This is a genomic window from Chryseobacterium sp. MYb328, assembly GCF_037572595.1.
Classification (GTDB): Bacteria; Bacteroidota; Bacteroidia; order Flavobacteriales; family Weeksellaceae; genus Chryseobacterium; species Chryseobacterium pennae.
This window is the reverse complement of record NZ_JBBGZQ010000005.1, coordinates 135,162-159,512: the sequence shown is the minus strand read 5'-3', so window position 1 is coordinate 159,512 and position 24,351 is coordinate 135,162. Positions and strand designations below refer to the sequence as shown.

Genomic DNA, 24,351 nt, shown 5'->3' with positions numbered 1-24,351 from the left:
ATGCAGTACATCGATAACATTATTTTCCTGATTTTATTAGTGGCCGGATTTGGATTGTTTGCCAAAAGCCTGCTGAAGATCTATAGAAATATCAGACTTGGTCACGAAATCAATAGAAACGACAGAAAATCTGAACGCTGGAGTACCATGGCTAGAGTAGCTATGGGACAGAGTAAGATGGTAAAACGCCCTGTAGCGGGTATTTTACACCTTTTCGTGTATGTTGGTTTTGTTATTATCAATATAGAACTTATTGAGATTATTGTTGATGGACTGTTTGGAACGCACCGTTTCCTGGCTTCAGTTTTCGGGAATGGATTCTATAGTTTCTTTACGGCGACATTAGAAATTCTGGCACTTCTTGTTGTAATTGGGGTAGTCGTGTTTTTCATCAGAAGAAACTTTTATGGTGTGAAGAGATTAACCATGAAAGAACTTTTCGGATGGCCAAAGCAGGATGCCAACTGGATTCTTATCATTGAGTTTGCCTTAATGATGGCCTTCTTTAAAATGAATGCCGCTGATTGGGTACTACAACAGAGAGGTGTATTGGAAGAGCTTGGAAGCTTCCCGATCAGCTCAACGATTCTAGGACCTGTTTTCAGTAATTTCGGTGACGGATTTTTACATTTTACAGAAAAAGGGGCTTGGTGGTTCCACTTTGTAGGGATTCTTTTCTTCATGAATTATCTGTATTATTCAAAACATTTACACATTATTTTAGCTTTCCCAAGTACTTGGTATGCTAATCTTGATAAAAAAGGAAAATTCAATAACCTTGATTCAGTAACAAAGGAAATCAAATTGATGATGGATCCTAATGCTGACCCTTATGCCGCCCCGGCAGAAGGAGCTGAAGCTGATGTTCCTTCTAAATTTGGAGCTGAAGATATTTTTGACCTTAACCAGGTACAGTTACTGAACGCCTATTCCTGTACAGAATGCGGACGCTGTACTTCGGTTTGTCCTGCTAATGTTACAGGTAAAAAACTGTCTCCGAGACTGATCCTGATGAAGACCAGAGACAGATTGGAAGAAGTAGGAAAAAATATCGATAAAAACGGAAAATTTGTAGACGACGGCAAAAAGCTGTTGAATGACTATATCACTAAAGAGGAACTTTGGGCCTGTACCACATGTAATGCATGTACAGAAGCCTGTCCAGTATTATTGGATCCGCTTTCCATCATTTTTGAAATGAGGAGGTTCCTGGTAATGGAACAGTCTGCTGCTCCACAGGAACTGAATCTGATGATGACGAACGTTGAAAATAATGCTGCACCTTGGCAGTATAATCAGGCAGACCGTCTGAACTGGGCTTCAGAAAATTAAAAACTAATCAATTTGAAAATTTGAAAATTGGTTAAAGCTAACTCATTTTCAAATTTCCAGATTCTCACATTTTCAAATTGGAAGAAATGGATTTCAATATAAAAACAATGGCAGAATATGCTGCCGAAGGAAAATCCCCGGAAGTTTTATTTTGGGTTGGATGTGCCGGAAGTTTTGATGACCGTGCCAAAAAAATTACAAAAGCATTTTGCAAGATATTAAATAAAATAGGGGTAGAATTTGCTGTTTTAGGACAGGAAGAAAGCTGCACCGGAGATCCTGCAAAAAGAGCCGGAAACGAATTCGTTTTTCAGATGATGGCGCTTACCAATATTGAAGTATTGAATGCTTACGAGGTAAAAAAGATCGTAACAGCATGTCCACATTGCTTTAATACTCTTAAAAATGAATACCCTAGTCTTGGAGGGCATTTTGATGTAGTTCACCACACTCAGTTCCTTAAAACTTTAATGGAAGAAGGAAGGCTGAAGATTGAAGGCGGAGCGTTCAAAGGAAAGAAAATCACATTCCACGATCCTTGTTACCTTGGACGTGCCAATGATGAATATGAAGCACCAAGAATGCTTCTTGAAAAACTGGATGCTGAGCTTGTAGAAATGAAGCGTTGCAAAACAAACGGCCTTTGTTGTGGAGCAGGTGGAGCACAGATGTTTAAGGAGCCGGAAAAAGGAAATAAAGATATCAATATTGAAAGAACAGAAGAAGCTTTGTCTTTTGAGCCTAAAGTAATTGCTACAGGATGTCCATTCTGTAATACAATGATGACGGATGGTGTGAAGCATTTCAATAAAAATACAGAAGTTGCCGTAAAAGATATTGTGGAACTTCTTGCAGAAGCAGAGGATTTATAAGCTTACATTTAAAATATAAATGGAAACTCAGGCTTTGGCCTGGGTTTTATGCTTTATAAACTCAGGAATATTTCTTAATTTTATACTTTAAATTGAGCAACAATGAAAATTGAAGAATCAACCGTTGTAGAAACGAACGACTATAGAGTCATTATATACCCGGCATCAAGGCCATTTGAAACTAAAGAGGCAAAGGCTATCACAGAAAAACTATTTGATTTTCTGGCTACCTGGGCAGCCCATGGAAAACCACTTTCATCATCCTTTAAAATTGAAAAAAATCAATTTATTATTATATGTGTGGATGAAGAGAAAGAAATGGCTTCAGGATGCAGCATTGATGCTTTAGGTAAGATCATGAGAGAACTTGATGAAGAGTATCAACTGGGATTATTCGATAGAATGAAAGCCAGTTTTGTGGAAAATGGAGAAGTGAAAACCTTGAAACTTCTCGATTTTAAGAACAAATTAAAAAATGGTGAATTGCCAAAAGACATTCAGGTTTTTGACTTTTCTAAAAATACTTATCTGGACTTTTTAAGCCATTTTCTTCTTCCATTGGAGAAAAGCTGGGCTGGAAGTTATATCAGCTAAATATTTTATCAGATTATTAAGGATGGCTTTTGTCATCCTTTTTTATTATATCGAAAAGATAGATGATGATGTATTCCCTGCTAAGAAGAGAATTCTTCCGAATGAATTTTTACATTGAAAACTTTTGAAGGGATGGCCATATCATCAAAAAGAGTTGTAGGAAATTTTCCTTTGATAAAAATAGCACACATAGTATTCTGAGGATGGTAAAGATATCCGTGATTTTCCTTTCCCACCCCATCAAGAATAGCCTGGAAAACCTCATAACGGATTTTTCGCGGACTGTAGGCGTAGTCATGCCAGACAACGATAGAGTTTTCATGCAAAAGGTTTTCAAAAACTTTTTTCGTGTCATTTAAAACCATCTCATAGCTATGATCTCCATCAATAAAAACCAGGTCGTATTTTTTGTTTAAAGCACTGAAATCAAAAAATTTTGTATTGGCTTCAAGGTGGATTATTTGTGGATTCTTTTGTGAAAGAATACCATGTTGATCAGCATATTTTACATTGAGCCCCATTTCTTTCATCTCTTCTTTAGACAAATTGATAGTGGTACAGTCTTCCACATGTTTAGCCACATTATAGACACTTTCTCCACGCCATGTACCAATCTCAATATAAGAATTGATATCATCTCTCATGGAAAGTGTTTTAAGGAGTTGCAAATCAGTGATTAAAGAGCTTCCGTCCAGAATGAAGGTGTCAATATCTCCGGCAATTTCTTTCCCAAGAAGTTTTAAATCTATCTGTGGTAAAGAAGAAATTTCTGTATATTTCTTTTTAAACTTTTTTTCTGATTCAAATGAGCTATCCAGAACAAGGTTGATTAAGCTTGGGGTTTCAAGAATAGTTCGGATAAAAGACAGAAATTTATTAACTTTAGCCATTTGTTTGCGGGGATGTAGATTACATTTAATGATCAAACAAAGATACAACTAAATAAAATTTTGGAAAGAAAAAGAATACTCTTCATCTCATCATGGTTTCCTAATAAAATAGAGCCTACCAACGGCAATTTTGTACAAAGACATGCGGAAGCTGTTTCATTATCATGTGATGTTGAAATACTGCATGCTATCGGTAATTTTGAGCAGGAAGAGCAGTATGTTTATGATGACCGGGTCATTAATAATATCAGAACCTTAATTATTTATTATAAAAATTCAAAAAACCCGGTTCAGAATTTTGTAAGACGAATGAGAGCCTATTTAAAAGGCTTTGAAAAAGTGAGCAGACCTGATTTGGTTCATGCCAATGTTCTGCACAACAATATGCTTTTTGCGGTTTATCTGAAAAAGAAATATAAAATTCCATTCGTTGTTACGGAACACTGGACGGCTTTGCAAAAACAGAATCTATCCAAAACATCTGATAGTATTAAAAGGATCGCTAAGTATATTGCAAAAAATGCAGAATATATTTTACCGGTAAGCTATAATTTGAAAGACAGCTTGAAACAGTTAGGAATTACTACTTCAATGAAAGTGATTTCAAATGTTGTGGATACTGATGTTTTTACCATTAAACCTAAAACAGGAATAGCTGATCATGTGAAATTTCTCCATGTATCAAGTTTAATTCCCCGGAAAAGGCCTCAGGATATTATCAGGGCTGTTCATTTATTACACCAAAATGGCTTTCCGGTAAGTTTGGAAATAGGAGGTGATGGCGATTCTGAATCTTTGGATGCTTTGGTTAAGAATTTAGAGGCTGAAAAATATATCAATGTTTTTGATGCCATAAGCTATGCTGAAGTTGCTGAGAAAATGCAAAACTCTGATTACTTTATCTTATTCAGTGAAAATGAAACTCAGGGATGTGTTATTCTGGAATCGTATGCTTGTGGAAAGCCTGTAATTTCAACTCTGGTTGGAGGTGCTGCCGAATTTATTATAGAAGGCTTGGGGGTAGGAGTTGAAAAAGATAATACAGATCAGCTTTATCAGGTCTTGGAGAAAATATGCAGAAAGGGATATGCTTTTAAAAGTGAATCTGAGATCAGAGGCTTTTCTGTAGACAGATATTCCCGAAAGGCTATTGCTGAGCAGTTTACAGAAGTTTATAATGAAGTTCTTTCTAAAAACAAATTATCGTGAAAAGCCTGCAGGATTTTTTAAGGAATTTTTTCAGCAATAGTGGGCATCATGTTTTCTTTTCCTTCCTTATTGCGAAGGTCTGTAGTTTTCTAGTATCTTTGTTGATTATCAGGTTGTTGCCTGAGAATGAATTTGGGGTTTTAAGTATTGTTCTCTCCGTTGTTACGATTTTTACACCGTTTACAGGATTTGGAAGCAGTCAGAGTTTAATGAGGTTTGGATCCATATCATTGGATAAAGATGAGAAACTGAAAATCTCATCTTACTTTTTTTTCAAAGGGATCCTGTTTGAGCTGATCCTTATTATCCTGTTTTTATTTGTTTCTGTTTTCTATTTTAATAAATATGAAGATATCTTTATGATCTTCCTGTTTTGTGCTGTAAGACTTGGTGGATTTTATTTTCTGAATCATATTCAGGTTTTTTATCGGATTACAGGTCGAAATCAGACATTTGCAAAAATCAATAATGTCGTTAATATTGGTGGGTTGCTGTTGGTTTTGTTTCTGACTTATTTTTTTAAATTTTACGGTTATCTGATAGCCATCAGTATTACGCCGTATTTATCGTTATTATGGCTAAAGAAAGATATATATTCCCATCGGGATGTTATATCCGGAAATTATAAAGAGATGTGGAGATATGGGATATTTACAGCAATGACTTCCCTGACTTCCGATGCTCTGTACTCACTGGATATTTTACTACTAGGCTTTATGCTGAATGAAAATGCAGTAGCTAATTACAGGATCGCGATTCTTATCCCTTCTAACATTATTTTCCTGGCCACCAGTTTTCTGCAAAGTGATTTTCCAGTGCTTTCCAAGAATTTTAAGGATAAAAAGTTCCTTAAATCCTATGTTGTTAATTTTAATAAGTTCTTTTTCCCGATTTGTCTGGGAATACTTGTTTTCTTTTATGCATTCAAAAAGTATATTATTATTTTGTTCTTCGGGGAAACTTATGTGGAGAATACAACTTTATTAATGATCTTATCAATAGGTTTTACGTTGGGAATGCTTACCAGAAACCTCTATGGCAATCTTTTACCGGCAGTAGGAAAAATTGAAATTAATACGTGGCTTAGTATAGGTTCTTTACTATTTCTGGCTGTGCTTGCCTATATATTGGTTCCCGTTTATGGTGTGATCGGGATGGGAATTGCAATGACTGCCACACTGCTTATTTCAGGGCTAGGCTATCTGTTTTTTTTCTTTTCCTATTTAAGGAAATTGCCTTAATGATAAAATCTTTTTTATCTTTGTTAGAATGAAAAATATCTTTCTTTATATCTTATTGATAAGCTTTACGGTTGTCAGTTGTGGAAGTGATGAGGAATCTTTACAAAGGATTGATCAGGTTCTTAATATCTATATGAAAGACACTAACCAACAGGACCTTTTGAACAGTAAGAAAGCAGGTTCCTATACTGGATATTCAGTAAATGATGTGTTTGGAAGCAAGGATATTTCTCCGGTAACCGTTTCTTTGAGAATGAGAACAGATTCTGTATTTTATATGGAGTATATTGGAGGAGCTAAAAGAAGAAAACTGGATTCTACAGGACCTGCCAATCCGGGAAGTGGAAATGCCTATGTTTCTAAAATGGCAATTACTTTTACGAAGACAGTAAATAATACTGTGGAAAGAACCGTTGACCAGCTGGAAATTCATTATCGTAAGAGTCCAACATTATTTCAGGTTTCAGAGGTTTTATACAATGGGAAATCAGAATTTTCCAAAGAAGCTGATGCTCCTACTTCGATAAATAACGTAACTATCACAAAATAGTTTTAAATTTGTAAAATTGTTAGCCTATATTAGGCTAAATTTAATATCTAACATCTAAATAAAATGTTACAAGTCAATTTTTTACGCGACAACAAAGAACGCGTTTTAGAAGGTCTTAAAAAAAGACAATTCAAGAATCTTGAGTTGGTAGACAATGCTATTGCTACTGACGAAGAAAGAAAAAGAATCCAATTTGAATTAGATTCCCAGCTTTCCGAGATCAATAAAATCTCCAAGGAAATTGGACTTTTAATGAAGGAAGGAAAGAAAGAAGAAGCGGAATCAGCAAAATCTAAAACAGCACAGTACAAAGAGTCGAGTTCAGAATTGAAATCTCAGTTGGAAGTAAAAGAAACTGAATTATTGAACATTCTTTACCAACTTCCCAACATTCCGAATGAATTGGTGAAAAGTGGTTCTTCTGCTGAGGATAATGAGAATATTTTCCAGTCTCATACTGTAGAAGGTCTAGGTGAAGGAGCTATTCCTCACTGGGAACTGGCTAAAAAATACAACCTGATTGATTTTGAATTGGGTGTAAAAATCGCTGGAGCAGGATTTCCTGTTTATTTAGGAAAAGGAGCAAGGTTACAAAGAGCCTTGGTTCAGTATTTCCTGGATAAAAACGTTGAGAAAGGATATACAGAAGTAAACCCACCTCACGTAGTGAATGAAGCTTCAGGTTTTGGGACCGGACAGTTACCTGACAAAGAGGGACAAATGTACTATATCAATGAAGATAAATTATACCTGATTCCTACAGCAGAAGTTCCGGTAACGAATCTTTACCGCGATGTATTACTGGATGAAAAAGATCTTCCGATTAAACATACAGCCTTCTCTCAGTGTTACAGAAGAGAAGCTGGTAGTTATGGAGCTCACGTAAGAGGTCTGAACCGTCTTCACCAGTTTGAAAAAGTAGAAATCGTAAGAATTGAAAAACCAGAAAACTCTTATGCTGTTTTAGAAGAAATGGTAGAGCATATCAAGGAAATTCTTACAGATCTTGAACTTCCATTCAGAGTATTAAGACTTTGTGGTGGTGATACAGGTTTTGCTGCTGCGATGACATATGACTTTGAAGTATGGAGTGCTGCACAGGAAATGTGGCTGGAAGTAAGTTCTGTTTCAAACTTTGAAACTTTCCAGGCTAACAGATTAAAATGCCGTTACAAAGCAGATGGTAAATCTCAATTGGTACACACACTGAACGGATCTGCAATGGCATTGCCAAGAATAATGGCCGCTTTATTGGAGAACAATCAGACTGCAGAAGGAATTAAACTTCCTAAAAAGATTGCTGAGTATGCAAGATTTGATATCATCAACTAGAATATTTTACATATAAACAGATCCCCTTTCAGTACTGAAAGGGGATTTTTATTTGTTGAGAGTTTCTTTATTTTTTATATATTCGTGATAAGTCTTGCAGAAAATGTGAACAGAAATAGGCATATACTGACCATTTTATTTGCGAATATTATGATAAAAGAAAATATACTTTGTAACTGTAATCTCTATACTAATGAATGGTTTACTTAAAATTATAGCCGTATTATCTCTGCTTTCACTGATAAGCTGTAAAAATTATTATTATTTCAAAGGACAGGAAAATGTGGAGACTGATCATCCGGACAAGTATAGTAAATTTGTTTTGACCTTTGATAATGGAAATCAGCATATACCATTCTATACTTATGGAGATTATCAGTTTAAAAAAATAAATAAGCAGTATATCTTTTTTAAAAATCCTGAAATGCATAAGCTGCTGCATGATAAGCTTCCTCAAATAAATGGAGAGCAATTTCTATTCATGTATACTAACCAGCCTACATTTTCAAATATTTTAGGTTTTTTTTATAAAGATATGAGCATTGAGGACGTTAAAAAATTATATACGGCAGTCCAACATAGAGAAGATGAAACGCAACTTTTTTCCCGATATAATTTTGGAAAATTTCAAGTTTATGATTTCTACAAAACGATACAGGGGGGAGTTGTAAGATTTATATCTGTCAATAACCCTGACTATTCTAAAGATCCGGATTATAAATGGTTTAACAGAGAAATTAACACTGTTTTTTTTGATATTAATCGTTCTTTATGGGATGGTTATGTTGATCCTATTAATTAATATGATTGGATTATCAATGTCTTGAAACTAATACTTCAGATCATTTTTCGGGCTGTGCTTTAATAAATATCCCACCGTAATTCGGTGGGATAAGTTATTTTATTCAGTGACGATAACGATCTTTTTATCTGTATTTTTCAATTTTGCATCCTTATCATTCATCGCTTTCAAGTCATATACTATCCTTACCGAATAGTCGTCAATCTGTTTCAGCCAGTCATGTTTTCCGGTGATCGATTTTATTTTATTTTCAAACTTTAAAGTCGTTCCGATATTTTTGAAAAACATCATCATCATCCCCTCCATTTTTTCTGTTTGTTCATCTGAACCTTTAGATTTAAGTACCTCTTCAATATTTTTAAGATTAAAAAAATCTGTGTTAATGGTCAGCGTTTTGCCATCCCAGATATTGAGTACATTTTGATCAAAGGGTAGCTTTTCGCCTTTATTGAAGTTTTTAATTATTTCATAATCATTGGGAGTGAAATGATCCATTTTAAAGGAAAATCCTGCAGGGATAGCATTTTTATCATCTTTTGTGGATTTTAAAAAGACTTTTTTCAGTATTCTGATAGTATCCTGATTTTCAGTTTTCAGTTTTCCTTCTTTCTTTATAAGATCATACATGCTTGTCCAGACTGTTGGAAATCGATCTATATCCTTAAATTTTTCCTGTTTCAATGAATCAGGAGTCATAGCTTGCATTTCTGCCATAAATTCTCTGGTATCCACATCAGTAATCATAGATGTAGCTGAGTCTTTATGATAGAGTACTTCAGTATTGATGCTGCAGGATTGTAATGTAAACAGACTTATTAAAAATAAGACGATCGTTTTCTTCATGGTATAGTATAAATTCTAATTAGTGGCAGTTAACGGCTTCATTAGGATCTTTGGAAATAGTCATTGATTCTGCTTTCGGAGAAACATAAGGAATACCTAGTTCCAAGCCTCTGAGAATGAAAAGTCCGCCCAAAATAATCATGATAACAGGAACTGCTTTTAAAATTTTTGCTCTAAAAGCCTGATTCATGAGATTTCCGGCCAGAACGACAGCAAACATGAACGGAAGGGTTCCCAGACCAAATAAAGCCATATATAAGGCTCCCTGCCATATTCCTCCTCCAGCAAGACTTGCTGTAAGAGCCATATAAACCATCCCGCATGGTAAAAATCCGTTGAGAATACCTGTAGTAAATCTTGAACGGTAATCTGCCTTTTGGAGTATCTTTCCTAAATTTGATTTTACCGAATATAAAAATTTGGACAGGAAAGGTATTTTTGAAGCAAAATCCTTTCCACCAAATGAAAATAAAGCCATAACAATTAACAGGACACCAGCTATGATAGTCAGATATTTCTGGAATCCTGCCATCTCAAATCCCTGTCCTATAATTCCAAGAAGTGCGCCTAATAATGAATAGGTAAAGATCCTTCCGAACTGATAGGTAAGGTTCTGAAGATAAAAATTGGCAGCCTGTTTTTTGGTTAATCCCATCGATAAAGCAATAGGACCGCACATTCCGATGCAATGAAAACCGGAAGCAAAGCCTAAGGCAATAGCCGATACCACAAGTCCTATTTCCATATTACATCATAATCCATTCTATAGTCTGTTTTGTCCTTCGTCCAACTTAGTCTTAAAGTATAATTACCCATTTTCAGTACCTGTGCAGGGATAATGAAAGTGTGGTTGGCATCAAGTTCTACAGATTTTTTGATATCTAAATTCTGGTCGTCGGTTCTGTTTAAAACAAATTTAACCGTAGTGTCAGAGTTATTATAATTTTGTGGGAATGTGATTTTAATTCCATTGGTATCCTGTGAGTATACAGGTTTTTCCTGGAGCTCATCCGCTCTTTTTTTAGAATCAATTACATCCTGATATTGTAGCTCTTCTTCATAATAATTATCGGTTACCATTTCTGAGTTTTTCTGCCCGTTCGGGAAAAGAAACATCATGGATAATATAAAAACTATGAATGCAAATAATGCAATTACAACACCGTGTCCCCAACTAAAGTTCTTCATTTTGTCTAATTAAAATTGTAATTTGAATGGTCCTTCAAAATAAGTCTGATAAGAGTCTACGAGTTTACCTTTCATATCATAAACCCCGATTGTAATGTTCTGCTTAGAAAGCTTCATTTCATCTTCAGGGAAGCTTATATTGATGGTTCCTTTGGTAATTTTATCTCTGTCTACCTGAATTTTACTTGATGCACTGTAAGTGATTTCACCATGTGCAGGATTCATTACTTTGATGGTAACGATTTTCTTATCATTGGTTTTATTCAGGAATGTATAATTATAAGTATTGATAATCTTTCCTTCTTTTACAAAGAATGTACTACCTGCCGGTTTAATGAATTTAGCTTCCATTTCACCACGGCTGTACAACAGGTATCCTAAAAATCCTACCAGAAGGAATAAGAATATACTGAATCCTTTCATTCTTCCGGTAAACTTGAATTGAGTTTCTTTCTCAATTTCATTTTCAGAAGCATATCTTACCAGGCCTTTTGGAAGACCTACCTTTTCCATAACCTCGTCACAGGCATCAATACATGCGGTACAGTTGATGCATTCCAGCTGCTGTCCGTCTCTGATGTCAATTCCGGTAGGGCATACCACCACACACTGATGACAGTCAATACAGTCTCCTTTACCTGCTGCTTTTCTGTCTTCTCCTTTTCTCCATTTTGATCGGTTTTCCCCTCTTTTGAAGTCATAGAAAACATTGATCGTATCTTTATCAATTAAAACTCCCTGAAGCCTGCCGTATGGACAAACCAATGTACATACCTGTTCTCTGAACCACGCAAATACAAAATAAAATGCAGCAGTAAGGAGAATCATTACAATGAAATTGGTAGGATGGGTAAACGGGCCTTCAGAAACAATTCTGAATACTTGCTCATACCCCACAATATACATAAACATAAAGTGGGTGATGATGAGTGAAATAATAATATAAACAGACCACTTTAAAGTTCTTTTCCAGATCTTTTCGCTGTTCCACTCCTGTCTGTCCAGCTTCATTTGCCTGTTTCGGTCACCTTCAATCAGATATTCGATTTTACGGAAGATGGATTCCATAAAAATTGTCTGAGGGCAAATCCACCCGCAGAAAATTCTTCCGAATGCAATCGTAAAAACGATAATAAATATTAAAGATGCGATGGCACCCAAAGTAAGGATAAAAAAGTCCTGTGGATAGAAAGGCTGTCCAAAAATGAAAAACTCTCTGTCTATTACATTGAATAATAGTAATGGATTACCATTGATTTTAATGAATGGTAATGAAAAATAAATAATTAATAAAAGATAGCTTACAATGTTTCTATAGTTGGTATATTTTCCTTTTGGTTTTCTTGGAAATACCCATCTTCTTTTACCGGATTGCTCCATTGTCCCGATAGAATCTCTGTAAGTCTCAGGGTCCAGAACCTGTCCCTGTCCGCCGCGTACTTCTATTTCTTCTATGTCTGACATATTGTAATGTGTTTAAAAAAGAAAAAACATAATTCGTTACTATTTTTAAGGTAATAACAAATTATGTTTTTTTCATATGTTTCTAATTTTCTAAATTATTCTTTTTCCCAGTGCGCTTCAGTTCCTTGAGGAGCAGCTCCTCCCTGAGCCTGAGTTACTGGTGGTAATTCCTGGTTGATGTGATATACATAGGCTGCAATTTTTTCAATTTCAGCTCCAGAAACTTCTCCGTTTTTACCAAATGCTCTCATCGCAGGGTTAGTAGGAGAACCATTCCAGTCCATATGGAATACGTTTTTGAATAACGTCTTCTCAGGCATGTTGATCCAGTGGTTATCCGTTAAGTTCGGACCAATACCTCCACTACCGTCTTCTTTGTGACAAGATGCACAGTTTGTTTTGAATAATTCTTTACCTTCTGCAATATTATCAGCTGAATATTTAGCTGTTTCAATCGTTACAGGAGGTTGGGTTGCTTCATAAGCTGCAATACTCGCCAATTGCTCTTTATATTCTTTTTCATATTCGCTTAATGGGTGAGCGAAATCTGTAAATGAATAGGCTGCAATATATACAATACAAAAAGCAGTCCCAAAATAGAATAAACCTACCCACCATTTTGGTAATTGGTTATCCAGCTCCATAATTCCATCGAAACCATGGTCAATAAGGATATCTTTTTCTTCTGTATCAGACTGCTTTTTGAAGGCCGCTTCATACATTCTTTTGAAGAAAGGGATTTTCTTTTCAGCTAAATAAGCCGCTTTCTCTTCCGGAGATAATTTTTTGAATTTGTTATTTTCAATCAAATCTCCAATAGCACTGTGGATAAAGGCAAGGATACCAGCTATCACAACAGTTCCCCAGAAGTAAGGCGAAGCTAGGAACGCGTAGCTCTGCACAAACAAATAATAAAAAACTATTAAAAGTCCAATTATTATCAAGATGTTTACAACAACAGGTGTTCTTTGTTTCATAAAAAATAGTTTAATTTTTTAAATTAAAATCATCGTCTTCATCCTCTCCAAGGGGAGCTTCTTCTTCCTCTTTGTAATATTTCTTAGGTTTGCTAAAAACATAAATTACCAGAGCAACGAAGAACAGCATAAAGAAAATCAGAGCCAGTGTCTGGTAGAAGCCAGCATTTTCTGTATTGGATAATATATCTTTAAAATTCTGAGGAATCATACTGATCTTTTAATGTTTTTAGTTATTACTTGCTGTTTTAATTTCAGTTGTTTTAATATCTGTTCCTAATCTCTGAAGATAAGAAATAAGAGCAATAATTTCTTTTTTCTCTAATTCTCCCTGAGGTCTCTTAGCATAAGCCTCTTTCAAGTCATTTGCTTCAGAGAAGATATCTTTTACAATTTTCTTAGCCTGGTTGTCTGCCCATGCATTTGCAGAATCAATTTGAGGTTTTGTATAAGGTACATCAAACGTATTCTTCATAAGCTTTAATTTGTCTACCATTTTAGATCTGTCTAAATCAGTAGCAATTAACCAAGGATAACGAGGCATGATAGAACCTGCAGAAGTAGATCTTGGGTTATACATGTGTTTGTAGTGCCAAGAACTTGGGTTTTTACCTCCTTCTCTATGTAAATCCGGTCCGGTTCTCTTAGAACCCCACAGGAATGGTCTGTCATATACGAATTCCCCAGCTTTAGAGTACTGTCCGTTTTTACCGTTGAATCTTGTAATCTCATCTCTGAACGGTCTGATCATCTGAGAGTGACAAGCGTTACAACCTTCACGGATATAGATATCTCTACCTTCAAGTTCAAGCGGAGAATAAGGCTTCACAGCTGAAATGGTAGGTACACTTTTCTTAAGAGATAGAGTAGGAATAATTTCTACCATACTTCCTATTGAAATTGTACATAATGATAATACTGTTAAAAGTAATGGCATTCTTTCAAGCCAAAGGTGGAATCCTTCTCCTTCTTTACGTTTGTTTCCGATGTTTGCTAATGCAGGTGCTTCAGCAGGAACTTCTTTCTGGAATGATCCTTTTCTTACCGTAGCAATTACGTTAACAATCATTAGGATAGCTCCTGAAATATAGAAGATACCTCCTAAGAATCTCATTTTGAAGTAAGGAATGATCGCCGTTACAGTATCCAACCAGTTTTTCCATAGTAATGTTCCATCCGGGTTGAATTGCTTCCACATTAATCCTTGTGTGAATCCAGAAATATACATTGGTACTGCATAGAAAATAATTCCTAATGTCCCTAACCAGAAATGCCAGTTAGCTAATTTTACAGACCAGATTTTTGTTCTCCACATGATTGGTACCAAATAATAGATAACCCCAAATGCCATGAAACCATTCCATCCAAGAGCTCCTAAGTGTACGTGACCGATAACCCAGTCTGTAAAGTGACCAATTTTGTTGATGTTTTTAGTTGCTAAAAGCGGACCTTCAAACGTTGCCATACCATAACAGGTAACAGCTACTACGAAGAACTTAAGGATAGGATTTTCTCTTACTTTATCCCAAGCTCCTCTTAAGGTAAGAAGACCATTTAACATTCCTCCCCATGATGGTGCGATAAGCATGATCGAGAAACCAGTTCCTACTGCCTGTGCCCATGCCGGAAGAGCGGTATACTGAAGGTGGTGAGGACCAGCCCAGATATATACGAAGATTAGTGACCAAAAGTGAATAATAGACAGTTTGTATGAGAATACAGGTCTGTCTGCAGCTTTTGGTAAGAAGTAATACATTAAACCTAGAACCGGCGTTGTCAATACGAATGCCACTGCATTGTGACCATACCACCATTGTACGATGGCATCTTTTGCTCCCGCATATGCAGAATAAGATTTCCAGCCAGAGAAAGATAATGGAACTTCAAGGTTGTTGAAGATGTGAAGCATTGCTACTGCTACCCAGGTTCCAAGATAGAACCAAATAGCAACATAAAGGTGTCTTACTCTTCTCTTTGAAATAGTGAGAATCATGTTTGCTCCGAAAATGATCCATGAGAATGCAATCAGAATATCGATCGGCCACTCATGTTCAGCATATTCTTTAGATGTATTAATACCCATAAAGAATGTAATGAACGTAGCAACAATCATAAATTGCCATGTCCAGAAGTGAATCCAAGATAATGTATCACTGTACATTCTTGTCTTCAATAATCTTTGCGTAGAGTAGTATACCCCTACATAAACAATATTACACACGAACGCAAAGATCACGGTGTTGGTGTGCAACATTCTGATTCTACCAAAACCAAACGCTCCATGAGTGTTTATTAACCCTTGAATATTACCCGATGCCAAACTATTAATGGTTGTATCATCTGTACCGAATAAGAATTCAGGTAATTCTGGGTAGAAAAGCATTAATGCCGCCGTAAGCCCGAACGTAAATCCTATGAAACCAAAGATAATGGTCGCATAGAGGAACGCACGGACAATACTATTGTCATAACTAAACTTTTGTGTTTCCATATCAACTATTCACTATTTTTCTCAATTTTTATTATTTTCTCCTATTTCTTTTTCGTCTTTATCCTTGTTGCCAGTTTCATTTTTTTCTTTGACTTCATCATCGAAAAGAATTCTAACAGCCGGAGATTCATCATCTTCGAACTGTCCTTTTCTGGCATACACTATAAATACGACCAGGAAGATCACAGCTAAAGAAACACTGCAGACGATCATTAAATATAGAATATCCATTGGACAACAAAATTAACCTATTTTCGGGGTTCAAATTTAGTGAAAAATAATGACATTCATCACGAAATGCCGATTTCAGCTAATTTAAAATCAGTCTAAATAAGCGCATTTAAGCCTGTTTTTTGAAGTATTTGCGACCCAGTATCCATGTTGAAACTGTTGTAAATGTAACTACCGTAATAGAACTTACAGGCATGATGATAGCTGCAAAAAGCGGATGCATGTGTCCTGTAACTGCGTAACTTAACCCAACGATGTTGTAAAGAAAACTGATTATAAATGTCATTTTCACAATCGTAATAGAACCCTTACAAACGTTCAGGTAGTTGTCTAAAGTAACTACTTTTTCACCGTTCATGATCACATCGGAAGATGGTGTAAAGCTGTTGGTATCATCAGCAATAGCAATTCCTACATTACTTTGTTTTAATGCTCCGGCATCATTCAGTCCATCACCAAGCATGGCTACTTTCATGTGCTGATCCTGAAGGTTTTTGATGTAATTCAGTTTGTCTTCGGGGCTTTGGTTAAAGGCCATTCCTTTGTAGTTTGGAATAAGCTCTTTAAGCTGGGTTTCCTCTGAGGAGTTATCTCCACTTAGGATAAATATTTTGTAGTGGGTGAGTTTGTTAAATAAGTCTTTAAGTCTTGGTCTGTATTCATTCTTAAAGATAAATTTTCCTAAAAATTCGTCGTTTTTGCTGATATAAACAGCGGTTTCAAGATTCTTGGGCTCTTGGTTGTTATAACGTGCAGAGCCGATCTTATAAGCGTTTCCTCTAATGTTGGCAACATATCCTTTTCCTGAAATTTCCTGGAAGTTTTCAACCGGGAAATAGTTGTCATTAAACTCAATGTATTCATAAAGAGATTTAGACAGCGGGTGGTTTGAGTTCTTTAATAAGGTTTTGATATTCAGTTGATCGAATTCATTGATTTCGGTTCCTTCGTATCTGATGTTTGATTTTTTCCGGTGAGTAATAGTTCCTGTTTTATCGAAAACAATCGTATCTAATTTTGCGATTTTTTCAATCGTTAAAGTATCTTTTACGTAAAACTTATTTCGGCCTAAAATTCTCATAATGTGTCCGAAAGTAAATGGTGCGGATAATGCAAGTGCACAAGGGCATGCAATAATCAGAATGGCTGAAATAACCTGGAACATCTTCTCTAAATCAATGAACGCCCAGTAAATTCCGGAAACAAGAGCGATGCCTAAAATAATGAATGTGAAATATTTGCTGATGTTGTTGGTCAGAGTGTCAAGACCTGTTTCGTGTTTCTTGAAAGCTTCTTTATTCCAAAGTTGGGTAAGGTAGCTTTGATCTACATTCTTAATAACCTCCAGTTCTAAAGAGGATCCTATTTGTTTACCACCTGCGAAGATTTTATCACCTGGCTGTTTGCTGATGCTTTCGCTTTCTCCGGTAATGAAGCTGTTGTCAATATTTCCTTCTCCGTTGATAAGAATAGCATCTACCGGAATGATTTCCTGGTTTCTAACTAAAATTCTGTCACCTACTTTTACTTCAGAAAGAAGAATGTTGTCCTGTTTTCCTTCGAAGTCTACTTTTGTTACGGCAATAGGATAGAATGATTTGTAGTCTCTGTCATATGAAAGAGCACTATAGGTTCTCTTCTGGAAAAGTTTACCCATCAGCATGAAAAACAGAAGCCCGCAAAGGGTGTCGAAGTACCCGGGACCGTAATCTGTTGCCACTTCGTAGATGCTTCTTCCGAAAAGAACCAATATTCCTAAGACAATAGGGATGTCAATGTTGACGATTTTATTTTTTAACCCGTACCATGCGGATTTGTAATAGTCTGAAGCGGAATAAAATACAACAGGGCAGGCCAATAGAAACATTAATACTCTGAATAATCCTTTGTAATGTTCCATCCAGTAATCTTCACCTCCTACATATTCGGGGAATGCTAAAAACATCCCGTTTCCAAAAGCAAAACCTGCAATGGCGAATTTTACAAGAAGCGATTTGTCAAGATGATCAACGTTTTTTTCAGCAGTTTCAAGGCTGATAACAGGTTTATATCCTAAATTGGTTAAGAAATTAGCTAGTTCGCTTAATTTCAGATCTTTGTGGTTGAATGAAATCTGTAGGGTCTTTCTTGTGAAGTTAACCTGGGAATATTTGATATAAGGATTCAGGGTATGAAGGCTTTCCAGTAACCAGATGCAAGAAGAACAATGTATTACAGGGATTTTGAAAGTGACAAGACTGGTGTTTCCTTCAGAAAAATCGGTCACTTTCTCGAAAATTTCAGGAGTGTCCAAATAGTCGAAATGGGTAGAATTTTCATCGTTTGGACGAATTCCTGCCCCTTTATTAAGTTCATAGAAATTACTTAAATTATTCGTATTCAGAATTTCATAAACAGACTTACAGCCATTGCAGCAGAAAATCTTTTCATCAAACAAAATTCTCTCTTTTTCTATACCTTGACCACAATGAAAACAGTTCTCGCTCACCTCCCTAAAATATTGAACTACAAAATTATAACAATTTTTTTTGTTTATCGAGTTAAAAAGTTCTATTTTTGTGATAAATATCATATAAAATGCCGCAGGAACAACAGATAGCAATTGAAGAGAGGTTCGCCAGAGTTTTTAATGATAAATCTTTTAAGGAAAGACTTTCTAGCGCAGATTTTGAAAAATATATTAACGGTAAAAAAAGATTGAGTTTTCAGAAACACGATACTATTTTCGAAGATGGGGAAACTCCGAGAGGAGTGTTTGTCCTAGAAAAAGGAGCCGCTAAACTTTCAAAATCCGGAGCGTTCGGGAAAGATCAGATTTTAAGATTTATCAAAGAGGGGGATATCATCGGCTATCGTTCTTTGCTTTGCGGGGAAAATTTCCAAGCCAAAGCAGAAGCTATGACAGACATTGAATGTGTTTTCTTACCAGCAGATATCTTTATGTATCTTCTGGAGGTAGATCCGCAATTGTCTTTCGTAATGCTTCAGAAAATTTCTTACGAATTAGGAGAATCTTCCAATACCATTACTTTCCTTGCCCAGAAAACGGTAAGAGAAAGGCTGGCGGAAATATTACTTCTTTTGGAGCAAAAATTAGGAGTAGATCCAGAAGGGTTTATCAAAATCTCATTAACAAGAGAAGAAATTGCCAACATTATTGGTACTGCCACAGAAAGTGCCATCCGTCTGATCTCAGAATTCAAACAGGATAGCCTGATAGAAGTGGATGGACGAAACATCAAGATTCTAAATCACGACAAACTCATGAAACTCGGTCACGTAGTTTTATAAAAATCATAAAAACTTAAGTCGGCTCAATGGCCGACTTTTTAACTTTTAAAAAATAGATAAATTATGTCTGTTCACTCTGAAATTAAAAAAGTTACGACTGAAACCTTGCGTAAAATGAAATTCGACAAGGAAAAAATAACAATGCTTACTGCTTATGATTTCACCACAGCAAAAATGGTGGATGCAGGTGGTGTAGACGCTATTTTGATTGGAGACTCTGCAGCCAATGTAATGGCAGGTTTTGAAACTACATTACCTATTACATTAGACCAAATGATTTACCATGCTCAAAGTGTAGTGAGAGGTACGGACAGGGCTTTGGTAGTAGCAGATTTGCCATTCGGAACTTATCAGAGTAATCCTGAGAAAGCATTGGAGTCAGCAGTAAGAATGATGAAAGAAGGAGGTGCTCATGCCGTAAAAATTGAAGGAGGGAAAGAGATCTCAAAATCTATTAAAAAAATTATCAACGCCGGAATTCCGGTAATGGGACACTTGGGGTTGACTCCACAGTCTATTTACAAATTCGGAACTTATAAAGTAAGAGCAAAAGAAGAGGCTGAAGCTGAGAAACTGATTGCTGATGCCCAGCTTTTAGAGGAATTAGGATGTTTTTCTGTTGTATTGGAAAAAATTCCTGCAGAACTTGCTAAAAGAGTAACTGAAAGTATTTCTATCCCTACAATTGGAATTGGTGCTGGAGCAGACTGTGACGGTCAGGTCTTAGTATATCATGATATGGTGGGAATGAATAAAGGTTTCAGTCCGAAGTTCTTAAGAAGGTATCTTGATCTTTACACCGAAATTACAGGAGCAGTATCTCAATATGTAAAAGATGTAAAAAGTGTAGATTTCCCCAACCAAAACGAAAGTTATTAAAATTAATTCATGCAAAATCAACAACAATCTATTCAGGGAATTTTATCTATTGCAGCATTGGTATGCCTGGCTATTGGCTGGTTTAACTTATTTTCTCCTGAGATCAATCATTTGCTTTCCAGAAAGGTGTTTTATGTTCTGATAGGAGCCAGTTTCTTTATTCAGGCACCTTTACTTACCAATAAAAACTTTATGTATGCCATGTATGCGGCAGCGGGAGTTTGTGTAATTGGAGCGTTTTTACCAGACAGTTCAAACCTGGCAATGCTTAAAACGATTGGTCTTTTGGCAGGAATTGTTCTTTCAATGACAAATAGAAACAGAAACAGATAGGCTGAATGAAGGAACAGATTGTATATGAAGATAACCATCTTCTGGTGATCAATAAAAAAGTCGGTCAGCTTGTACAGGGTGATAAGACCGGTGATGAGTCACTATTAGAATCTATAAAGAATTTTATCAAAGTAAGAGATACTAAGCCGGGAAATGTTTTTCTCGGCTTGGTTCATCGTATAGACCGTCCTACTTCTGGCTTGGTCATTTATGCTAAAACCTCGAAAGCACTTTCCCGTCTTACTCAGATGGTAAAGAATCGTGAGGTTAAAAAAACGTATTGGGCAGTAGTAGCCAAAGAAATGATCCCACAAAGCCAGCGGCTGGTTCATTATTTAAAAAAGAACGAAAAGAATAACAAGGCAATTGTTTTTCCAAAGGCTACAGAAGGAGCCAAGGAAGCTATTTTGACTTATCATGTTATTAAGACATTGGATAATTATCTTCTTCTTGAAATAGATCTTGAAACAGGAAGGCATCATCAGATCAGAGCACAGTTATCGAAAACAGGAGTTCCGATTAAAGGAGACTTAAAATATGGTGCCCCACGTTCCAATCCGGATGGTGGAATTAACCTTCATGCCAGAAAACTGGAGTTTATTCACCCTGTCACCAAAGAAAAAATTGAAATTATAGCTACTGTTCCGCAGAATGATGCTATTTGGAGGGCTTGTGAAGAATAAAAAACAATAACCAATGAAGCTTAAATTATTTTTTCTAGCCACGATCTTGCTGGCTTTTACATCTTGCTCCAGTAGTAATGATGAAATTGAAACAGAAAAAGAGCAAGAGCTGGGCAATATAACGAAGCTGTCATCGTATTTTCCTTTTTCATACGCCACTACAGAGTTAAGTGATCCTAATTATTATTTTGAATATGATGCTCAGAATAGGGTAATCAAAAAAAATGGGATGAAAATGCGAATTACTGAAGGTGGATTTGATCGCTATTTTATTTCAAATAAAGTTTACACACAGGTTACTTATAATGGTAATTTCATTACTACTTCTAACCATAGCTCGGGGCCAGGAACTGGATTTGTACCACTGCAAAAAAAAGTATTTGAACTTGATAGTAAAGGAAAAATAAAGAAATGTGTGGTATTTCTTGATGAGAATATTGTAGAGAGAGAATTAATTTATCAATACCAGTTGGATAAACTTGTGGCTATAGTGACGGAATTTCCTAAGTATAATTATCCCAATAAAAATGTAAATAGGTTTACTTACTACAGTGATGGAAATTTGAAAAGTGTAAAAACTGTAACTATGCAGAATAATGTTGACATTTATATACAACAGGAAGTACAGTTTAGTAACTATGATAAAGCTCCAAACCCATTAAAAAAGCTATATATTTTTGATGAATATATTCATTCATCATTATCTAAAAATAACTATCAAAAGATTGTTACTTTGAAATATATCGACAATAAATTAGTTTCTCAAGATGAATCATCTTGGTTTAACCAATACAATGCTGATGGAACGATAAAGCTATTTTATTAAAATGCTTATTTTTAAAATATATGAAGACCGACTTAATTAAGTCGGTCTTTTATTATTTAAACTATTTATGTTTTATTTATTGTGATTGCTTTGTTTTTGTGTTTATTATTCATTAATATTTAAATTTTAACAGATTATTATCAAAAAACATTATCTTAGCTAGGAAACAAAATTAACTAGCTATGATGTATTTTTACAAAATTTACAAGAAGTATTTGAAAGCTGCTTTCAGTCTTGCTCTGCTGGTAGGCTCTTCTTCCGCTTTTGCACAGGTAAGTGCCTATAGTTTTGCACAGGAGACGGGTACTTATACCCCGATAACAGGAACCATCCTGGAGGCAGCTACAGATAATACTTCTACAACTAACCTTAACAGTAATGTATATCCTGTAACATTGCCATTTAACTTTATATTTAACGGAACTTCATATAGTTCTCTGAATGTGTCAACGAATGGTTTTATTACATTTGGGACTACAGCTCCTTCTGCAACTAATACTTCACCTTTGTCTACAGCAGCAGCCTATGATGGGGTGATTTCTGTTTTTGGAAGAGACCTGAGCAGTGTGTTTGATGTTAATGGGGTTACCGGAGATATCAGCTGGATAACAACAGGATCAGCTCCCAACAGAGAAATAGTTATCCAATGGAAGGATTTCAGGCCTAATAGTTCTATTTCTGCTACTGCAGCTTATACTTTTGGATTTCAGGCTCGTTTAAAAGAAACTTCTAATGTAGTTCAGATGGTATACAATAGCGGGTCTTACCTGGCTGGAAGTACAAATGTTACAGGAACAGCTCAGATAGGACTAAGAGGAGCTTCAATTATTGATTTTAATAACCGCCTGAACGCAACAACATTGGAGTTTGTAAATTCTACAGCAGGAACAGCAAACAACAGTTCACAGGCCTTTAATGTTAATAATTCTGTTCCGGGAATGCCGGCTGCCGGGTTAACCTATACCTGGACTCCTCCAATATGTTATATTCCATCAGGGTTAGCCGCAGGAGCCGCTACTCATAATAGTGTAGCACTATCATGGATGGCTTCTCCATCATCTCCTGCAGGATATGATATCTATTATAGTAATTCCAATACTGCTCCAACGGCTTCTACTCCTCCAACTATTTCTAATTTTTCAGGAACTTCCACTATATTGTCATCATTGTCTCCTGGTACTGTTTATTATATATGGATCAGATCAAATTGTGGCAGTGGAAATACCAGTGTATGGTCTTTTCAGCCTGTACGGGCTGCGACTTTATGTTTACCGCCAACAATTCTTACTACCGGGGCAACACTTTGTCCCAATACTACAGCTACATTATCTGCTACCACAGATTCAGGGGCTGTTATTACCTGGTATGATGCGGCTACAGGAGGAAATGTTGTAGGTACAGGAAATACTTTTACAACTCCTGTACTTAGTAATACAACGTCTTATTATGCGACCTCTTCAACAGGAGAAACAGCGGTAACGGGATTTTCTGATGCCACATCTGCCTCAGGATATACTTTAATTGCCGGTTTGTTTTTTGATGTTTATTCTACGATGACCATCAAAGGAGTATATGTGTATCCGATGGGAACAGGAAGTGGAACAGTCGAAATCGCTTTACAGGACGGAAGTGTTTCTCCTGCTGTAACATTGCAGACCATTACCGTTAACCTTACGGGGACTTCTGCACCATTTGTAAAGACCTACGTTCCGCTAAACTTTGTAGTAGGACCGGGGAGTAATTATAAGCTGATGATGCTAACCAGATCAGGGGAGGTTACAGGTTTGGTAAGAGAATCGGGTTCAACCTGGGGAACGTATCCATTTACAGTTCCTGGAATAGTTTCTATTACGGGAGGAAATCTTACGGGAAATTCAACAAGTTCATCCTATTATTATTTTTATGATTGGGAGGTAAGCAATAAATGTGAAAGTGAAAGAACTATGGTTACTGCAACGGTAAATTGCCTGGGAACATCGGAAGTGGAGCAAAGAGATCAGATGAAGGTTTATCCGAATCCCTTTAAAGAGACCATTATCATTTCCGATATCGAGAAGGCAAAATCGCTTCAGGTGCTGGATGTGTCAGGAAGAATCATAAAAACAATTGATAACTTAACTAAAGAAATCCACTTAGGAGATCTGAAATCAGGGGTATACATTCTTAATCTGAATATGAAAGATGGAATGCAAAAGCAGACTAAAGTCATAAAACAGTAAATTATTTATTTTTCATTTCAAATATCCATGGCTGGAAACCTTAAGGGTTCCAGCCTTTTTTGTTCCTGTAAAATTTGATTTTGCCTATTCTTAAAAAATAACTA

At 36.0% G+C, this 24,351-nt stretch carries 24 protein-coding genes; 14 read left to right on the top strand and 10 right to left on the bottom strand.

Annotation, left to right across the window (positions count from 1 at the left end):
- The 3 genes from WH267_RS07715 (at position 1) to WH267_RS07705 (ending at position 2,798) form a co-directional block, all read left to right on the top strand.
- On the top strand, positions 1-1,332 hold the full coding sequence (locus WH267_RS07715; protein WP_123321057.1) for a (Fe-S)-binding protein: 1,332 nt from the start codon (positions 1-3) through the stop codon (positions 1,330-1,332).
- 86 nt (positions 1,333-1,418) lie between these two features.
- A complete protein-coding gene (locus WH267_RS07710; RefSeq protein WP_115970023.1) occupies positions 1,419-2,204 on the top strand; it encodes a (Fe-S)-binding protein in 786 nt (261 codons plus the stop codon).
- Positions 2,205-2,306: 102 nt separating this feature from the next.
- Positions 2,307-2,798, top strand: coding sequence for a hypothetical protein (locus WH267_RS07705; RefSeq protein ID WP_340007074.1), 492 nt, complete (start codon positions 2,307-2,309; stop codon positions 2,796-2,798).
- 80 nt (positions 2,799-2,878) lie between these two features.
- On the opposite strand, the gene WH267_RS07700 is transcribed toward WH267_RS07705, so the two are convergent.
- A complete protein-coding gene (locus WH267_RS07700; protein WP_340007072.1) occupies positions 2,879-3,688 on the bottom strand; it encodes a class I SAM-dependent methyltransferase in 810 nt (269 codons plus the stop codon).
- Between the two features lie 60 nt (positions 3,689-3,748).
- Between WH267_RS07700 and WH267_RS07695 the strand changes: the two genes are divergently transcribed.
- The 5 genes from WH267_RS07695 to WH267_RS07675 all read left to right on the top strand — a co-directional run bounded on the left by WH267_RS07695 (position 3,749) and on the right by WH267_RS07675 (position 8,822).
- Complete coding sequence (locus WH267_RS07695; protein ID WP_340007069.1) at positions 3,749-4,897, top strand: glycosyltransferase; 1,149 nt, start codon at positions 3,749-3,751, stop codon at positions 4,895-4,897.
- Positions 4,894-6,138 carry an oligosaccharide flippase family protein gene (locus tag WH267_RS07690; RefSeq protein ID WP_340007067.1) on the top strand — a complete coding sequence of 415 codons (1,245 nt, stop codon included), beginning with the start codon at positions 4,894-4,896 and terminating at the stop codon, positions 6,136-6,138. The genes WH267_RS07695 and WH267_RS07690 overlap by 4 nt, the downstream gene beginning before the upstream one ends.
- A gap of 28 nt (positions 6,139-6,166) precedes the next feature.
- Positions 6,167-6,688 carry a hypothetical protein gene (locus WH267_RS07685; RefSeq protein ID WP_340007065.1) on the top strand — a complete coding sequence of 174 codons (522 nt, stop codon included), beginning with the start codon at positions 6,167-6,169 and terminating at the stop codon, positions 6,686-6,688.
- Positions 6,689-6,751: 63 nt separating this feature from the next.
- On the top strand, positions 6,752-8,020 hold the full coding sequence (gene serS, locus WH267_RS07680) for a serine--tRNA ligase (RefSeq protein WP_340007063.1): 1,269 nt from the start codon (positions 6,752-6,754) through the stop codon (positions 8,018-8,020).
- Between the two features lie 193 nt (positions 8,021-8,213).
- Positions 8,214-8,822, top strand: coding sequence for a hypothetical protein (locus WH267_RS07675; protein ID WP_340007061.1), 609 nt, complete (start codon positions 8,214-8,216; stop codon positions 8,820-8,822).
- A gap of 99 nt (positions 8,823-8,921) precedes the next feature.
- Here WH267_RS07675 and WH267_RS07670 read toward each other — a convergent pair whose 3' ends face one another.
- The 9 genes from WH267_RS07670 to WH267_RS07630 form a co-directional block, all read right to left on the bottom strand.
- On the bottom strand, positions 8,922-9,665 hold the full coding sequence (locus WH267_RS07670; protein ID WP_115969826.1) for a hypothetical protein: 744 nt from the start codon (positions 9,663-9,665) through the stop codon (positions 8,922-8,924).
- 19 nt (positions 9,666-9,684) lie between these two features.
- Positions 9,685-10,410: a sulfite exporter TauE/SafE family protein gene (locus WH267_RS07665; RefSeq protein WP_115969828.1), complete on the bottom strand. Its 726-nt coding sequence runs from the start codon at positions 10,408-10,410 to the stop codon at positions 9,685-9,687.
- Complete coding sequence (locus WH267_RS07660) at positions 10,401-10,853, bottom strand: FixH family protein (protein WP_115969830.1); 453 nt, start codon at positions 10,851-10,853, stop codon at positions 10,401-10,403. Before WH267_RS07660 ends, WH267_RS07665 begins: the two co-directional genes overlap by 10 nt.
- Positions 10,854-10,862: 9 nt before the next feature.
- Positions 10,863-12,317 carry a cytochrome c oxidase accessory protein CcoG gene (gene ccoG / locus WH267_RS07655; protein WP_115969832.1) on the bottom strand — a complete coding sequence of 485 codons (1,455 nt, stop codon included), beginning with the start codon at positions 12,315-12,317 and terminating at the stop codon, positions 10,863-10,865.
- Between the two features lie 95 nt (positions 12,318-12,412).
- Positions 12,413-13,294, bottom strand: coding sequence for a cbb3-type cytochrome c oxidase N-terminal domain-containing protein (locus WH267_RS07650; RefSeq protein WP_115969834.1), 882 nt, complete (start codon positions 13,292-13,294; stop codon positions 12,413-12,415).
- 10 nt (positions 13,295-13,304) lie between these two features.
- Positions 13,305-13,505: a cbb3-type cytochrome oxidase subunit 3 gene (locus WH267_RS07645; RefSeq protein WP_045501410.1), complete on the bottom strand. Its 201-nt coding sequence runs from the start codon at positions 13,503-13,505 to the stop codon at positions 13,305-13,307.
- Positions 13,506-13,523: 18 nt separating this feature from the next.
- Positions 13,524-15,785: a cytochrome-c oxidase, cbb3-type subunit I gene (gene ccoN, locus WH267_RS07640; RefSeq protein ID WP_115969836.1), complete on the bottom strand. Its 2,262-nt coding sequence runs from the start codon at positions 15,783-15,785 to the stop codon at positions 13,524-13,526.
- A gap of 21 nt (positions 15,786-15,806) precedes the next feature.
- Complete coding sequence (gene ccoS, locus WH267_RS07635) at positions 15,807-16,016, bottom strand: cbb3-type cytochrome oxidase assembly protein CcoS (protein ID WP_340007050.1); 210 nt, start codon at positions 16,014-16,016, stop codon at positions 15,807-15,809.
- A 109-nt stretch (positions 16,017-16,125) separates the two neighbouring features.
- Positions 16,126-18,504 carry a heavy metal translocating P-type ATPase gene (locus WH267_RS07630; protein WP_340007048.1) on the bottom strand — a complete coding sequence of 793 codons (2,379 nt, stop codon included), beginning with the start codon at positions 18,502-18,504 and terminating at the stop codon, positions 16,126-16,128.
- 89 nt (positions 18,505-18,593) lie between these two features.
- Here WH267_RS07630 and WH267_RS07625 point away from each other — a divergent pair, with 89 nt between their 5' ends.
- From WH267_RS07625 to WH267_RS07600, 6 genes are all read left to right on the top strand, one after another.
- Positions 18,594-19,307, top strand: a complete 714-nt coding sequence (locus WH267_RS07625; protein WP_076356973.1) for a Crp/Fnr family transcriptional regulator — start codon at positions 18,594-18,596, stop codon at positions 19,305-19,307.
- Positions 19,308-19,370: 63 nt separating this feature from the next.
- Positions 19,371-20,186 (top strand): 3-methyl-2-oxobutanoate hydroxymethyltransferase, encoded by an 816-nt coding sequence (panB, locus tag WH267_RS07620; RefSeq protein ID WP_115969843.1) that lies wholly within the window; start codon positions 19,371-19,373, stop codon positions 20,184-20,186.
- Between the two features lie 9 nt (positions 20,187-20,195).
- Positions 20,196-20,519 (top strand): hypothetical protein, encoded by a 324-nt coding sequence (locus WH267_RS07615; protein ID WP_115969845.1) that lies wholly within the window; start codon positions 20,196-20,198, stop codon positions 20,517-20,519.
- A gap of 5 nt (positions 20,520-20,524) precedes the next feature.
- Complete coding sequence (locus WH267_RS07610) at positions 20,525-21,202, top strand: RluA family pseudouridine synthase (protein ID WP_340007041.1); 678 nt, start codon at positions 20,525-20,527, stop codon at positions 21,200-21,202.
- A 13-nt stretch (positions 21,203-21,215) separates the two neighbouring features.
- Positions 21,216-22,028 (top strand): hypothetical protein, encoded by an 813-nt coding sequence (locus tag WH267_RS07605; RefSeq protein WP_340007039.1) that lies wholly within the window; start codon positions 21,216-21,218, stop codon positions 22,026-22,028.
- A 182-nt stretch (positions 22,029-22,210) separates the two neighbouring features.
- On the top strand, positions 22,211-24,247 hold the full coding sequence (locus WH267_RS07600) for an Ig-like domain-containing protein (protein ID WP_340007037.1): 2,037 nt from the start codon (positions 22,211-22,213) through the stop codon (positions 24,245-24,247).
- The last annotated feature ends 104 nt before the right edge of the window (positions 24,248-24,351 follow it).